At 37.9% G+C, this 14,932-nt stretch carries 13 protein-coding genes; 12 read left to right on the forward strand and 1 reads right to left on the reverse strand.

Annotation, left to right across the window (positions count from 1 at the left end; translation table 11 throughout):
- The first annotated feature begins 111 nt into the window (after window positions 1-111).
- The 11 genes from BM102_RS02630 (at window position 112) to thiI (ending at window position 13,197) form a co-directional block, all read left to right on the forward strand.
- Window positions 112-1,713, forward strand: coding sequence for a response regulator transcription factor (locus tag BM102_RS02630; RefSeq protein ID WP_090478678.1), 1,602 nt, complete (start codon window positions 112-114; stop codon window positions 1,711-1,713).
- Window positions 1,713-3,536 (forward strand): sensor histidine kinase, encoded by a 1,824-nt coding sequence (locus BM102_RS02635; RefSeq protein ID WP_090478682.1) that lies wholly within the window; start codon window positions 1,713-1,715, stop codon window positions 3,534-3,536. The genes BM102_RS02630 and BM102_RS02635 overlap by 1 nt, the downstream gene beginning before the upstream one ends.
- Window positions 3,523-4,467 carry a substrate-binding domain-containing protein gene (locus tag BM102_RS02640; protein ID WP_177194885.1) on the forward strand — a complete coding sequence of 315 codons (945 nt, stop codon included), beginning with the start codon at window positions 3,523-3,525 and terminating at the stop codon, window positions 4,465-4,467. Before BM102_RS02635 ends, BM102_RS02640 begins: the two co-directional genes overlap by 14 nt.
- Window positions 4,468-4,476: 9 nt before the next feature.
- A complete protein-coding gene (locus tag BM102_RS02645) occupies window positions 4,477-5,526 on the forward strand; it encodes a galactose ABC transporter substrate-binding protein (protein WP_090478689.1) in 1,050 nt (349 codons plus the stop codon).
- A gap of 101 nt (window positions 5,527-5,627) precedes the next feature.
- On the forward strand, window positions 5,628-6,494 hold the full coding sequence (locus tag BM102_RS02650; protein WP_090478692.1) for a hypothetical protein: 867 nt from the start codon (window positions 5,628-5,630) through the stop codon (window positions 6,492-6,494).
- Between the two features lie 38 nt (window positions 6,495-6,532).
- On the forward strand, window positions 6,533-8,203 hold the full coding sequence (locus BM102_RS02655) for a glutamine--tRNA ligase/YqeY domain fusion protein (RefSeq protein WP_044934728.1): 1,671 nt from the start codon (window positions 6,533-6,535) through the stop codon (window positions 8,201-8,203).
- Between the two features lie 39 nt (window positions 8,204-8,242).
- A complete protein-coding gene (locus BM102_RS02660) occupies window positions 8,243-9,097 on the forward strand; it encodes a DUF2225 domain-containing protein (RefSeq protein ID WP_044934725.1) in 855 nt (284 codons plus the stop codon).
- 48 nt (window positions 9,098-9,145) lie between these two features.
- Window positions 9,146-10,102 (forward strand): 50S ribosomal protein L11 methyltransferase, encoded by a 957-nt coding sequence (gene prmA, locus BM102_RS02665; protein WP_090478695.1) that lies wholly within the window; start codon window positions 9,146-9,148, stop codon window positions 10,100-10,102.
- Window positions 10,103-10,106: 4 nt separating this feature from the next.
- A complete protein-coding gene (locus BM102_RS02670) occupies window positions 10,107-10,847 on the forward strand; it encodes an RsmE family RNA methyltransferase (protein ID WP_090478698.1) in 741 nt (246 codons plus the stop codon).
- Complete coding sequence (locus tag BM102_RS02675; protein WP_090478701.1) at window positions 10,844-11,992, forward strand: cysteine desulfurase family protein; 1,149 nt, start codon at window positions 10,844-10,846, stop codon at window positions 11,990-11,992. Before BM102_RS02670 ends, BM102_RS02675 begins: the two co-directional genes overlap by 4 nt.
- A 23-nt stretch (window positions 11,993-12,015) precedes the next feature.
- Entirely contained in the window at window positions 12,016-13,197 is a 1,182-nt protein-coding gene (thiI, locus tag BM102_RS02680) for a tRNA uracil 4-sulfurtransferase ThiI (protein WP_090478704.1), read from the forward strand.
- 60 nt (window positions 13,198-13,257) lie between these two features.
- Here the strand turns inward: thiI and BM102_RS02685 are convergent, their stop codons facing one another.
- Window positions 13,258-13,488, reverse strand: a complete 231-nt coding sequence (locus tag BM102_RS02685; RefSeq protein ID WP_028243612.1) for an HPr family phosphocarrier protein — start codon at window positions 13,486-13,488, stop codon at window positions 13,258-13,260.
- 111 nt (window positions 13,489-13,599) lie between these two features.
- On the opposite strand from BM102_RS02685, the gene mtaB reads away from it, so the two are divergent.
- Window positions 13,600-14,922, forward strand: a complete 1,323-nt coding sequence (gene mtaB / locus BM102_RS02690) for a tRNA (N(6)-L-threonylcarbamoyladenosine(37)-C(2))-methylthiotransferase MtaB (protein ID WP_090478706.1) — start codon at window positions 13,600-13,602, stop codon at window positions 14,920-14,922.
- The last annotated feature ends 10 nt before the right edge of the window (window positions 14,923-14,932 follow it).

The raw sequence follows: 14,932 nt of genomic DNA on the forward strand, positions 1-14,932 counted from the left end.
TCTTAGGTTTCTGAAAGAAGCATTCTTAGCTGAATGAAGAAACGCTAAGGCTTGTAGCCGTAACCAGCTTTTTGTTATACTAGAGGTAGGTTTTTACTGGGGGAATAATGTATGTATAATGTTATGTTAGTTGACGATGAGGAGGAAGTCCGCATCGCCATTGAAAAAAAGATTAATTGGCAGGATTTGGGGTTTAATGTGGTTGCCACTGCTGAAAATGGTCAGGATGCTTTGGAGAGAGCGCTTGAGGCTCAGCCGGATGTGGTTATGACTGATATTAACATGCCTTTCATGAATGGCCTTGAGTTTTCAAAGCAGTTAAAGGCGGAGCTTCCTGCAACGAAATTCGTTATTTTCTCTGGCTATGATGAGTTTGAGTATGCCAAGGAAGCAATCGAGCTATCAGCAGAGGAATACATTTTAAAGCCGATTGATGCAGATGAGTTGCATTCTATTTTTACTCGTCTTAAACACACCTTGGACGAGGAGTTTGACAAGAGGCGCAATCTTCAAAATCTTGAAAAATACTATCAGGAGAGCTTCCCATTTTTTAGGGAGCAGTTTCTTATTGGCCTTATTGAGGGGCATATTGAGGTCGATAGGATAGCTGAGATAGCGTCTGATTACGGAGAAGATATTAAGGGGAATTTCTATGCCGTCGGCATAATCAAATTATCCTTTGAAAACAGTGAACAATTTAATACAACCGATAGAAAACTTTTTTCTGTTTCTTTGAATCAGCTTGCAAAGGAAACATTAAAGGATTACGGAAATTATCATTGCTTAAATTACCTGGGCAATGTTATTGTGCTGGGCTGCTTTGAGAAGGAAGACGAGTACGAAGAGTTTGTATCTAATCTGGACATGATTTGTAAGCTTTCTGCGAAGCTAATAGAGGTGCCAACCACTGCTGGTGTTGGCTTAATGGTAAATGAACTTAAGGATTTGTTTAGTTCGTTCAAATCAGCCAGGGAGGCTACTGCCTATAGAAAGCTTTTCGATGAAAACCAGGCATTTTCAATTATGGATGTGGAACCGGACAAGACAGAAATCAATCTGTTTGAAAATGATAACGTAAATACGATACTTAAGCTTATCAAGATTGGCTCTACTGATGAATTGAATGGAGCTATTCATGAATTCTTTTCTAACTTTAGTGAAAAAGGAATTGGCTTGTACCAGATGAAGATTTCTATTTTGGAGGCTTATTTTGAGGTCCTTAAGCTTGCAAAGAATTATGATATTTCAGGCTCATCAATTGATGGTAATGATGGAGATATTTTTGAGTTTTTGGACAACATCGATTCAATACAGGAAGTAGAAAAGTGGTTTTTGGATAAGTGCTTCTTCATCCAAAAGGAAATCAAAAAGAGTCGAATGGACTCCACGGAAGTGCTTGTAGATAAAGCGAAGGAATATATTAAGGAACATTATAAGGATTCAGATTTGTCGGTAGATAAAGTTTGCTCAAACCTTAATGTAAGCGCTAATTATTTTTCTGCTGTATTTAAGAAAAACACAGGGGAAAGCTTTGTATCATATCTAACTGATATTAGGTTGAAAAAGGCAGTGGAGCTGCTTGAAACTACAGATGAAAAGGCCTATGTAATTGCTGGTCTTGTAGGCTACGATGAGCCAAATTATTTCAGCTATGTATTTAAAAAGGCTTATGGCATATCACCATCAAAGTATAGACAGCAAAGGGAAAGCTAATGAAACTTTTTGATTTTCAAAATCAATTTCATAGATTGCGTCGTGCTTCCAAGCGAAGAAGTATTCAGCTTGTTATTTCTATTTCCTTCACGTTGGTTGCCATAATCAGTATGACCTTTATGGCTATGGCCTTTTATACAAACTATATCAATACATCCAGACAGAATGCTATTGATAACGATGAGAAGATAGTAGAGCAGATAAGCTGGAATCTTAATTCGTATTTACGTAATATGATGGGCGTTTCAAATAGTATGTACTACAGCGTAATCAAAAATCTGGATTTGACTAGCGATAGTATGACTAAGGAAATGGATATCCTGTACGAGGCGAATAAGGATGATCTTATCAGCATCGCCTGCATTTCCCAGGACGGAGCATTGATTTCTGCTGCGCCAATCGCCACAAGAAAAACTGGGGTGGATTTTACGGAGCAGTCCTGGTTTGGCGATACTGAAGAAGAGAAAGTGGAGAATTTTCATTTTTCTGCGCCACATGTACAAAACATGTTTGAAAGCGACAATTATCGATATTATTGGGTAGTTTCTCTCACTCGTAGTATCGATTTGAATTACATGGGCTACATCAGGCGAGGAATCCTTTTGGTTGACATGAACTATTCTGCTATAGAGCAAATGTTTATGAAAGCAAATGAGTCTGGTGAGGGCTATGTCTATCTGATAGATTCAAATGGAGAAATAATATATCATCCTGCTCAGAAGGCTATATATTCAGGTCTTGCAAACGAGAACAATATTGTGGCGGCTAGTTATGATGATGGAAACTATATCGAGACATTTGAAGGAAATGAAAGAGCGGTTATCGTAAAAACGGTAGGTTACACAGGCTGGAAAATAGTATCAGTAACACCAGTTAAGGAGCTGATCGGTGAAAGCTTCCAGCTGCGTGTATTCATGCTTATCATACTTACAATAACTATTTTTATGATTCTTTTTGGAAACCTTTTCATTGCAAGAGTGGTTACTGATCCAATTAAGAAGCTGGAGGATTCTATTGGCGTTATCGATGCAGGTATGCTTGATGAAGATGTGATTTTCATTGGTGGTACTCACGAAATCAGGCATTTGGGCCGCACCATAAAATCTTTGGTAGTCCAGATGAGAACTATGATGGAAGAAAGCGTTGCGGAGCAAAAAGAAAAACGTAAATCCGAATTGAATGCTCTGCAGGCTCAGATAAATCCACATTTCCTTTATAATACCTTGGATTCTGTTGTTTGGATGATTGAATCGGAGAAATATCCAGAGGCTATTTCTATGATTACAAGCCTGGCATCCCTGTTTAGAATCAGTCTTAGCAAGGGCAACAACATCATTACAATAAGAGATGAGATTACCCATGCAAAGAATTATTTAGCCATCCAGAAGGTGCGCTATAAAAACAAGTTTGAAGCCAATATCGACGTTGATCCGGGGATAGAGGATTGCATTACTATCAAGCTTATTATTCAGCCTCTTATCGAAAATGCCATTTATCATGCTGTGGGGGATTTGTATGATGAAGGCGTAATCGATATAAAGGGCTATGAAAAAGACGGAGATATTTATATCGAGGTTAAGGATAATGGAATGGGAATTCCTCCTGAGAAACTAAAGGATTTGCTTAAGGAAAAGGGTAAATCTCAAGGCAAAGGATCTGGTATCGGATTGTGGAATATCAATCAGCGTATCAACCTGTATTTTAAGGAGGACTATGGACTGAAAATTGAAAGCGAATTGGACGTAGGAACTACTGCCATAATTCATTTGCCAAAGATTTCCTACCAGGAATATATGGGAGGTGATGGAAATGAGAAGAAATAGATTCTTTATCGGCATGTTCCTTGTACTTATCCTATTGATCATTGTTGAGTTTTATGTTTACGCCAACTCAAGTGTATTTGAGGGAGAGGATGAGCGTATTTCATTTGTTGTCACAGGAGACAATCTGGACGACTGGGAAACTTTAAAATCAGGTGCAGAAACAGCTGCGCTGGACAACAAGTGTCAGGTTACTTTTTTGAATAGCCCTGTATCTGCTGGAGTGGAAGGCGAAATAGAGCTAATCAATAGACAGATATACGAGGGGGCTGAATATGTTTATGTTGCCTCAGGCTTTTATGATGAGTTGTACACTTATATCAAAGAACAAGGTCTGAAAAGCAAAGTTAGATTTGTAAAGAATGGAAATTGTGATGACGACAAATATTCTATCATAGCTGATGACTATTCTATGGGAAAAGATTACGGTAAATATATAATCGACGATGGTTTTTCAGGTTCCTTGTATGTTATGTATAGCTCTGATTCTGTAAATAACATTAATTTCATCAAGGGACTGGAGGAATCATTAGAGGGCTCAGATGTCTATTTGAAAAGGGAACTTGTTACTATGGATGATAGTTCCCTGATAAACCATATTTACAACATTTACAGATCTGGATTGTATAGCGGAATGATTTTGTTGGACGCCAATGTGCTAGATTGTGCAATGTCATTGGGGATTGATCAAAAATCTGGCTTTGCAATTTATGGAGTTGATGACAGACAGGCTGCAGTTTATTACCTTGATAGCGGTTCTATTCAGGCACTTGCTTGTAAGGACGATTATACAATGGGGTATTTGGCAGTGAAGGCTGTACTTGATAATGGAGATAAGGTTTCAGATGAAGGTGTTCCTCTTTATTACATAATTAATAAAGAGCAGATTTATTCAGAGGAGTATGAAAAAATACTATTTCCATTTGTTAAATAAGAGGATGTAATGAATAAGAGAAGGTTGTTTGTATTTGGAATAGCAATTGCTGTGGCTGCATGTTTATTCGGCGGCTACCATATGGTTCAATCCAAGGAAAGTACTGAACCTCGGGTAATCAGGGTTGGGATTACTATGTACAATCAGTATGATCCTTTTACAGAGGAAATCAGGCACAATATCGAGGACTATCTTGCAGTGTATGGGGATGAAAAGGATATTGAAATTGAAAGTAGCGTTGTATATTCAGGCAAGAATCAATTGGTGCAGAATGACCAGGTTATTGATTTTATCGAAAAAAACTATGACGTCATATGTGTGAATCTGGTTGATAGAACAGATCCTTCTGTAATAATTGAGGCTGCTAAATCAGCTGATGTTCCAATTATCTTTTTTAATCGCGAGCTTGTAGAAGACGATTTGAAACGATTTAACAAGCTTTATTATGTAGGCGCTAGACCTGAGGACAGTGGCCAGATTCAGGGGCAGATTGTTATTGATGCATTGGATGAGCGCTTCGATGAGATTGACGTTAATGGTGATGGCATTATTCAGTATGTACTTTTAGAGGGCGAGGCCGGACATCAGGATGCTATTCTTAGAAGCCGCGTATCTGTGGAAACGATAAAAGATGCGGGATACGAGATGGAAATGCTGGGAGATGAAATAGCAAACTGGGATAGGAAACAGGCACAGACAAAAATGACATCTTTGCTTGCAGGATATCCTCGACAAATTGAGCTGGTCCTTGCAAATGATGACAATATGGCTCTTGGAGCTTTAGATGCATTGACTGAATTTGGAGTGCAAAATGATCCTCTAATTGTTGGGGTTAATGGTCAGGAAGAGGTTCTTGCAGATATTGCTGAGGGCAAAATTGAAGGTACCGCTTTGAATAACGCCCAGGAAAAAGGAAGAATTATAGCTGAATTAGCTGTAGGGATTGCAATGGATGGAAGACCTCCAGAGGATATCCAGATGGAGGATGGTAAATATTATTATGTTCCTTATGAACGTATAGATAATACTAATGTTTCGCAGTATACTATTTCCCAGTGATATTACTATTAATTCTAAAAATCTAGTTGATAACATAGGCTTTAAAGAGGTATAATCTTTAAAGTCTATATTTATGTCGTTTTTTACTTGGAGGTTATACTTTGTTAGACAAATTAGAGAAGAAATTTGGCCGATATGCCATTAATAATTTAATAGTATATTTGCTTGGCGGATATGCCATCGGATATTTATTATCCTTTGGACAGAGATTTACCGGGGTGCCTTATCTGAGTTTTCTTACCTTGGAGCCATATTACATTCTCCATGGACAAATCTGGAGAATTATTTCATGGGTTATTATTCCACCTGATACTAGCATTATATGGGCAATTATCATGTTTATGCTTTATTATCAATTGGGACAGACACTTGAGCGTACCTGGGGTGCTTTTCGTTTTAACGTATATATTTTTGGCGGTATGATTTTCACCCTTCTTGGAGCGTTCATTACATACTTTATTTATGGCGGAGCATTACCTGTAGGATATATTGGACAGATTACCAGCACTTACTACATTAATCTTTCAATTTTCCTTGCATTTTCTACATGCTTCCCAGATATGCAGGTACTTTTGTATTTTATCATTCCAATCAAGATGAAATGGATGTCCATATTCTACCTTGTTATTATTGGATATGAAGTATTTAGATACTGTATGGCCGGTGCATTTTTTGCTGCCGTACCAGTGATTGCATCACTCCTTAATTTCTTCATCTTCTTCCTGATGACTAGAAATATGGCTAGATTCAATCCAAAGGATATCCATAGACGAAACGAGTTTAAACGACAGGCAACACCACCACGTACTCAGTACCGTGATGGCACACCTATCGCGAGACATAAATGTGCTGTGTGCGGGCGCACAGAGCTTACAAACCCAGGTTTGGAGTTCAGATTCTGCAGTAAATGTAATGGTAATTATGAATATTGCAGTGATCATTTGTTTACACACAATCACATTAGATAAATCTAAAATATAATTATTGAAGGGACAATAAATAGATAATGAGTGAAGAAGTAGTTAGCAAAAATTTTATCGAGCTTGAAATTGACAAGGATTTAAAGGAGGGCGTTTACGACCATGTTTGTACACGTTTCCCACCTGAGCCAAATGGTTACTTACACATTGGCCATGCAAAGTCAATCATTTTAAACTATGGTCTCGCTGAGAAGTACAACGGTGAGTTCCACATGAGATTTGACGACACAAACCCTACAAAGGAAAAGGTAGAGTTCGTTGATTCAATTAAGGCAGATATTCAGTGGTTAGGAGCTGATTGGGGAGAGCATCTCTATTTCGCTTCAAACTACTTTGATAGAATGTACGAAGTAGCAGTTGACCTTATCAAAAAGGGGCTTGCTTATGTTTCTGATCTTACAGCTGATGAGATGAGAGAGTACCGTGGTGACTTCGAGCATCCAGGTAAGGAAGATCCAAATAGAAACCGTTCTATCGAGGAAAACCTTGCTATGTTCGAAGACATGAAGGCTGGCAAGTATGAGGATGGTAGCCATACACTTAGAGCTAAAATCGATATGGCTTCACCTAACATCAATATGAGAGATCCAATTCTCTACAGAGTTGCTCACATGACACATCACAACACAGGTGATAAGTGGTGCATCTACCCAATGTACGATTTTGCTCATCCACTTGAGGATGCATTTGAAGGTATCACACATTCAATCTGTACATTAGAGTTTGAGGACCACAGACCTCTTTATGATTGGGTTGTTAAGTCAGCAGGCTTCCCAAATCCACCACGTCAGATTGAGTTTGCAAAGATGTATCTTACAAACGTTGTTACAGGAAAGAGATATATCAAGAAACTTGTTGAGGATGGAATTGTAGACGGTTGGGATGATCCACGTCTTGTATCAATTGCAGCTCTTAGACGTCGTGGTTTTACTCCTTCATCAATCAGAAAATTTGTTGAGCTTTCTGGAGTTTCAAAGGCTAATTCCTCATCTGATTATGCAATGCTTGAGTACTGCATCAGAGAGGATTTAAAGACTAGCCGTGGCCGTGTTATGGCTGTTCTTGACCCAGTTAAGCTTGTTATTGATAATTACGAGAGTGATGATGTTGAATGGCTTGATGCTCCAAACAACTTAGAGAATCCTGAGCTTGGAAGCAGACAGGTTCCATTTGGTAAGGAATTATACATCGATAGAGAGGATTTCATGATTGAGCCTCCTAAGAAGTATTTCAGACTTTACCCAGGCAACGAAGTACGTTTAATGAATGCATACTTTGTTACATGCACAAGCTATGAAACAGATGAAAACGGTAAGGTTACTTGCATTCACTGTACATACGACCCAGCTACAAAGGGTGGAGATGCACCTGATGGACGTAAGGTTAAGGGAACAATTCACTGGGTAGCTGCTAAGACAGCTCTTAAGGCAGAGGTTCGTCTCTATGAAAACATTGTAGATGAAGAAAAAGGAGTGTATAATGAAGATGGTAGTTTAAATCTTAATCCAAACTCACTTACAGTTCTTAAAGATTGTCTTGTTGAGCCATCCCTTAAGGATGCCAAGGCTTATGATAGTTTCCAATTTGTTAGACAAGGCTTCTTCTGCGTTGATTCTAAGGACTCAAAGCCAGATGCATTAGTGTTTAATAGAATTGTTTCTTTAAAGAGCTCATTTAAATTGCCTACAAATAACTAAGTTATAGATTTAGTAATCTATTTAGAAAAGGATTGCAAAATGAATTTATTATCTGGAATGGAAAAATTTGGCTTCTCTATGGACGGAGAGCTTGATATTTTGGCGGATGACAAGCCAAAGAAGGATGCTGCGCAAAAGACAGCAGCAGCGCCTGTCGTTAAAACTGAGAAGGATTTTATCATTGATAAAAAGGTTAGATGTCCAGTTTGCGATAAGGATTTTCCTATCAAGGCTGTACTTGCTACAAAGCTTAAGAGATTAGAGCCTGATTTCGATTTAAGACCTAATTACGAGCATGTTGACAAATGCAAATACGACTTTATGTCATGCCCAAACTGTGGTTATTCTGCTCTTGATACTACATTTGCTAAGATTGACACAGCTCGTGTTAAGCTTATCAGAGCTGAATTCTGCCCAAGCTTTAAGCCACAGAAGGAGACAGCACTTCCTGAGACATATTCATATGAATATTCAATCGAAAAGTTTAAGCTTGCATTGATTTGTACAATGAAAAAGCGTGCAAAGATGTCTGAAAAAGCTTACGTTTGCCTTAAGATAGCATGGCTTCGTAGAGCACAGCTTAAAGAGCTTGAGGGAAACAAGGATGCTGATCCAAAGATTGTAGATATGATTCAAAAAGAATACGAAGGTTTCTACTCACAGGCATATGAAGGCTTTATGAAGGCTGTTTCATCAGAAACTCCTCCATATTGCGGAATGGCATCAGAGGCAGTTGAATATATGCTTGCTAATATGTCAGTTCACTATAAAAAATACGATGCAGCTATGAAGCTTATCGCAAGACTTATTCAGTCACCTAGTACTTCCAGAAAGCTTAAGGATAAGTGCTTAGAGCTTAAGGAAGATATTGTTGCAAAACAAGGAGCAAAGTAGAATTGACACATATCAGATTATTCTGATATGTGTTTTTTTGAGGTAATTATGAATTGGATTAAATATTCTATAAATACAACAACAGAGGCAGAGGATTTTGTTAGCGCAATGCTGATGGAACTAGATATTGTCTCTATTGAAATTGAAAATAATGTACCAGTTTCTGGAGAAAAGCAGGGCGGAGAATTCAAAGAGCTTCAGCCTGATTTACCAGATGATGATGGTACATCTCGAGTATGCTTTTATTTAGGAGAGGACGAGGATCATGAGTCAAAGCTTTCCGAGGTAAAGGCTGGCTTAGCAGAGCTTAAGGATATGATGGATATCGGTGAAGGAACAATCGATACATCTATTACAAAGCAGGAAGATTGGGTTAACAATTGGAAGGAATTCTTCAAGGCCTTCTATATCGAAGATATTCTTATTAAGCCTACATGGGAGGAAATTCCAGCAGATGCAAAGGACAATCTGGTTGTTGAAATTGATCCTGGCGTTTCTTTTGGAACAGGAAAGCACGAGACTACTCAGCTTTGCATCAGACAGCTTAAGAAATATCTTAAGGAGGGCGACGAGATTCTTGATATAGGATGCGGTAGCGGTATTCTTTCTATTATTGCTAATAAGCTTTTAGATGGTAAGTGTCATATCGTTGGTACAGATATCGATGAGGATTGTATCGAGTCTACCTATGAGAATTTCGAAGTAAATCATATTTCCAAGGACGCAGGAGATTTCTTTGTTGGAAATCTTACTGAGGACAAGGATTTACAGGATAAAGTGGGCTATGAAAAATATGATGTAGTTGTTGCTAATATTTTGGCAGACATCATTATCGGTATGGCTCCAGCCATTTATCCAACATTAAAGAAGGGAGCTTACTTTATTTCTTCTGGAATTATCAATTTCAAGGAAAATGAAGTAAAAGAGGCTCTTGAGGCAGTTGGACTTAATATAGTAGAGATTAATTATCAGGGTGAGTGGGTAAATATTACCGCTCGTAAATAAAAATATGCAGCAAATATTTGTTAATGAAGAGCCAATAGAAGGAAGATTTACTGTCACAGGTGATGATATGCATCATCTGGTGCGTGTTGTACGCATTAAAAAGGGCGAAATCATCCGAGTTTCTACTGCAGCTGGCAATAATTACCTTTGTGCAGTTAGCGACATTTTGGATAAAGAGCTTTTAGTCGATGTCAATGAGCAGGTCAACTCTACTGAACTTTCAAACAAGATTTATCTTTTCCAGGCCATTCCTAAAGGGGATAAAATGGAAACCATCATTGAAAAGACAGTAGAGCTTGGAGTATACGAAATCATTCCTGTTCAGATGAAAAACTGTATAGTAAAGCTTGATGATAAAAAGAAAAAGAATAAGCTTTCACGATATCAGACTGTTGCCCTTACAGCAGCCAAACAATCAAAACGTTCAATTGTGCCTGCTATTCATGATGTCATTTCTTTCAAGGAAGCTATGGAATACGCAGCAAATCTTGATTTGCTTTTGCTTCCTTACGAAAGCAAAAATGGCATGAAAGATACTTATGACGTTATAAATGGATTGCAAAAGGGGCAGAGTGTTGGTATATTTATTGGGCCTGAAGGTGGATTTGATGAATCCGAAATTGAGCTTGTAAAAGACAAATGCAAGCTTATATCTTTAGGTAGAAGAATACTTAGAACTGAAACTGCAGCGATTTGTTCACTCAGTATGTTAATGCTAAAAAGCGAGGAATTAGAACTACAATGATATACTTTGATAATTCAGCCACCACTAGATGTTCTGATGGTGCGCTTAAAATAATGCAGGAAGCATTGCAGGTAAACTTTGGAAATCCTTCATCTTTGCACAACATGGGTTACAAAGGAAAGGATTACCTCAAAACATCCAGAGAGATTATTGCTGGCATTTTAAAATGCCAACCTAAGGAAATCTATTTTACCTCAGGTGGTACAGAAGGAAATAATCTTGCTATTAAAGGTGGCGTAGAGGCAAGAAAGCGTCTTGGTAATCATATCATTACTACAAAGATTGAGCACGCAAGTGTTTTGAATCCTGTTAAAGCCCTTGAAAAGCAAGGCTTTGATGTTACTTATCTTGGTACTGACGAATATGGTGTTATCGATTTAGAGGAGCTTAAGGCTGCAATCAGACCAGATACAATTTTTGTATCTATCATGATGGTGAATAATGAAATTGGTAGTCTTCAGCCAATAGAAGAAGCTGCTAAAATTATCAAGGCTGCCAATCCAGAAATTATTTTCCATGTGGATGCTATTCAGGCATTCGGCAAAATGAATATTATTCCAAAGAAGATGGGAATGGATATTCTTACAGTTAGCGGTCATAAGATTCATGGACCAAAGGGTTCTGGATTTATATATATTAAAGATAAAGTACGAGTTGTTCCTCAGATTCTTGGTGGAGGACACGAAAACGGCATGCGATCTGGTACAGAAAATGTTCCAGCTATTGCTGCACTTGGTGTTGCTGCAAAGGAAGCATATGACAATCTCGAAGCTTCTAGAAAGCACATGTATGAAATGAAGTTCAGACTGATAGAAGGCCTTACTGCAATAGACGGTGTTACTGTTAATGGACATCACGATGAAAACAGTGCGCCTCAGATTGTTAGCGTCTCTATAAAGGGAAATCGTACAAGAGCGCAGGTCATGTTGAATGCTCTTCAGGATACTTATGGCATTTATGTTTCTGCTGGTTCAGCATGTTCATCTAATAAGCCTGCAATCAGTGAGACATTAAAATCTATTGGCTTGGAAAAGGATTTACTGGAGCGTACTATTCGTTTTAGTTTCTGTCCTGAAAATACAATGGAAGAAATTGAGGAAGCAATTAAGGCTATGACTGAATTGGTTCCTATGATGGTTTTATAAATATAATCTAAAGGAGATTATTAATGACATATCAAGCATTTTTGATTAAATATTCAGAGATTGGTGTCAAAGGCAAGAATCGTTATGTATTCGAGGATGCCTTAGTTCATCAGATTAAAAGAGCACTTTATGGTGTGGATGGGCACTTTGGGGTTAAGAAGCAGAGCGGTCGTATTTTAGTTTCTGTAGAAGGTGAATACGATTATGATGATGCAGTCGCAGCTTTACAGCATGTATTTGGTATTAGCGCTATTTGCCCTACTGTTGTTGTGCCAGATGAAGGCTTCGATAAAATGGCTGAGGCTGTTATTAAGTATGTTGATGAGGAATTTGTAGATAAGAACTTCTCATTCAAGGTAATGGGCAGAAGAGCAAACAAGCAGTATCCTATGACTTCTATGGAAGTTGCTGCTGAAATTGGTGCAAGACTTCTTGATGCTTTTCCTGAGATGCATGTTGATGTTCATCATCCAGACAGAATCATTTACGTAGAGGTAAGAGAGAATATTGCTATTTATTCTACAGAGATTCCTGGACCTTGCGGTATGCCAGTTGGTACAGCAGGTAAAGCAATGCTTCTCTTATCAGGCGGTATTGATTCACCAGTTGCCGGATATATGATTGCAAAGCGTGGTGTTACACTTTCAGCCACATATTTCCATGCACCACCATACACTTCGGAGCAGGCAAAGCAAAAGGTAGTAGATTTAGCAAAGCTTGTTGCTAAGTATTCAGGCCCAATTGATTTACATATTGTAAACTTTACAGATATCCAGCTTTACATTTATCAGCAGTGTGCTCACGAAGAGCTTACAATCATTATGCGTCGTTACATGATGAGAATAGCTGAGCACTTCGCTAAGGAAAATGATTGCCTTGGTCTTGTTACAGGCGAGTCTATCGGACAGGTTGCCAGCCAGACTATGCAGTCATTAAACTGCACAAATGCTGTATGTACACTTCCAGTTTACAGACCACTTATTGCATTTGATAAACAGGATATTGTAGATATTTCAGAGAAAATCGATACATATGAGACTTCAATATTGCCTTACGAGGATTGCTGTACAATTTTCGTTGCAAAGCATCCTGTTACAAAGCCAAAGCTTGAGGCTATTGAAAAGCATGAGCACAATCTTGATGAGAAGATAGATGAGCTTATGAAGCAGGCTATAGATACAGTTGAGGTTATTAAAGTTAGATAAAAAATATGAGCTTTGCTAATATAGCAAAGCTCATAATATTTAACACATTGATTTAAAGAATTAAACGATGTAATCCTTTAATGTAGACATTACGTCTTCTGCATCACCCTCAGCGTGTACAGTAAGATCGATTGGCTTAGATAAATCAAGGGAGAAAATACCCATGATAGACTTGGCGTCGATTACATAACGTCCGCTAACAAGATCAAAATCATAGTCAAACTGTGAAATAGTATTAACGAATGACTTAACCTTGTCGATTGAGTTAAGAGAAATTTGAACTGTTTTCATCCTGCTTGCCTCCTCTAATAGTTTTAAAATATAAATTTATACTAAAACAATGGTACCTAAAAGTCAATAAAGTATTGCACTTTTAACAAAAATAGAAAGGTTTTTAATCTAATGAAAAAAGCTGCTTTACATAACCTTGGTTGCAAGGTTAATGCATATGAAACTGAAGCGATGGAAGAACTCCTCAAAAAGGACGGTTTTACAATCGTAGGATTTGATGAGAGCGCCGATGTTTACGTAATAAATACATGTTCCGTAACGAATATTGCTGACAGAAAATCTCGTCAGATGATTCATAAATGTAAAAAGTTAAATCCAGATGCATGCGTTGTGGCTGCCGGCTGTTATGTACAGAATTTTGGAAAAGATATTGCAGATGAGCTTGGTGCGGATATTATTCTTGGCAACAATAAAAAGAATGAATTGGTAGCAAAGGTTCATGAATTCTTCGAGAAACGTGATTCATTGGAAGGTCCAATTCTTGAGTGTGTTGATATTAATGATGGAAACGTTGCATATGAAAATATGATTATCGAAAAGGACTCTGAGCATACACGAGCTTTTGTTAAGGTTCAGGATGGCTGTAATCAATTCTGCAGTTATTGCATCATTCCTTTTGCAAGAGGTCGTATTAGAAGTAGAGATATCGATGACGTAATCAAGGAAGTTACTGGCCTTGCTCAAGCTGGATACAAAGAGGTTGTCATTACAGGAATACATCTTTCATCTTATGGTAATGGTAAGGATTACGACTTAGCTGATTTACTTGAAGCTGTTCATAAAATAGATGGAATTGAACGTATTCGTATGGGTTCACTTGAGCCACAGATAGTGACAGAAGATTTTGCAAAGAGAGTTTCTGCCCTTGAAAAGATGTGTCCTCATTTTCATCTTTCTCTCCAGTCAGGTTGCGATACAGTTCTTAAAAGAATGAACAGAAAATACACAATTGAGGAGTATACTAAAGGAGTTAACATCCTTAGAAAGTATTTTTCAAATCCAGCAATCACTACTGACATAATCGTAGGTTTTCCTGGTGAAACAGAAGAAGAGTTTAATGAGACTGTTGCATATGTTGATGAAATTGCATTTGCAGAGCTTCATGTATTTGCGTATTCAAAGCGTGCTGGTACAAAGGCTGCTACTATGCCAAATCAGATTATAAATGCAGTCAAAAAAGAGAGAAGCGCTAAGCTCATCGAAGCGGGAAATATCCAGACAAAAGCTTACAGACAAAACCATATTGGTCAGGAGCTAGATATTCTTTTTGAAGAGGAAGCACAGATTGATGGTGAAGATTATTTCGTAGGATTTTCAAAAGAATATATAAAATGTGCTATTAAGTCAAACGGAGAATCATTATCAAATGTTATTTTAAAGGCAAAAGCTGTTTCCATCACAAAAGATAATGAGTACTTGATTGTTGAAATTTAGCCATTTGTAT

It is taken from the genome of Pseudobutyrivibrio sp. JW11 (assembly GCF_900115355.1).
Classification (GTDB): Bacteria; Bacillota; Clostridia; order Lachnospirales; family Lachnospiraceae; genus Pseudobutyrivibrio; species Pseudobutyrivibrio ruminis.

Excerpts from the sequence above, each read along its gene's own strand:
- BM102_RS02675 (WP_090478701.1), top strand. The coding sequence starts at position 10,844 with ATGATATACTTTGATAATTCAGCCACCACTAGATGTTCTGATGGTGCG.
- prmA (WP_090478695.1), top strand. The coding sequence starts at position 9,146 with ATGAATTGGATTAAATATTCTATAAATACAACAACAGAGGCAGAGGAT.
- BM102_RS02635 (WP_090478682.1), top strand. The coding sequence starts at position 1,713 with ATGAAACTTTTTGATTTTCAAAATCAATTTCATAGATTGCGTCGTGCT.
- BM102_RS02640 (WP_177194885.1), top strand. The coding sequence starts at position 3,523 with ATGAGAAGAAATAGATTCTTTATCGGCATGTTCCTTGTACTTATCCTA.
- BM102_RS02685 (WP_028243612.1), bottom strand. The coding sequence starts at position 13,488 with ATGAAAACAGTTCAAATTTCTCTTAACTCAATCGACAAGGTTAAGTCA.
- BM102_RS02645 (WP_090478689.1), top strand. The coding sequence starts at position 4,477 with ATGAATAAGAGAAGGTTGTTTGTATTTGGAATAGCAATTGCTGTGGCT.
- BM102_RS02655 (WP_044934728.1), top strand. The coding sequence starts at position 6,533 with ATGAGTGAAGAAGTAGTTAGCAAAAATTTTATCGAGCTTGAAATTGAC.
- BM102_RS02660 (WP_044934725.1), top strand. The coding sequence starts at position 8,243 with ATGAATTTATTATCTGGAATGGAAAAATTTGGCTTCTCTATGGACGGA.
- thiI (WP_090478704.1), top strand. The coding sequence starts at position 12,016 with ATGACATATCAAGCATTTTTGATTAAATATTCAGAGATTGGTGTCAAA.
- BM102_RS02630 (WP_090478678.1), top strand. The coding sequence starts at position 112 with ATGTATAATGTTATGTTAGTTGACGATGAGGAGGAAGTCCGCATCGCC.
- mtaB (WP_090478706.1), top strand. The coding sequence starts at position 13,600 with ATGAAAAAAGCTGCTTTACATAACCTTGGTTGCAAGGTTAATGCATAT.
- BM102_RS02670 (WP_090478698.1), top strand. The coding sequence starts at position 10,107 with ATGCAGCAAATATTTGTTAATGAAGAGCCAATAGAAGGAAGATTTACT.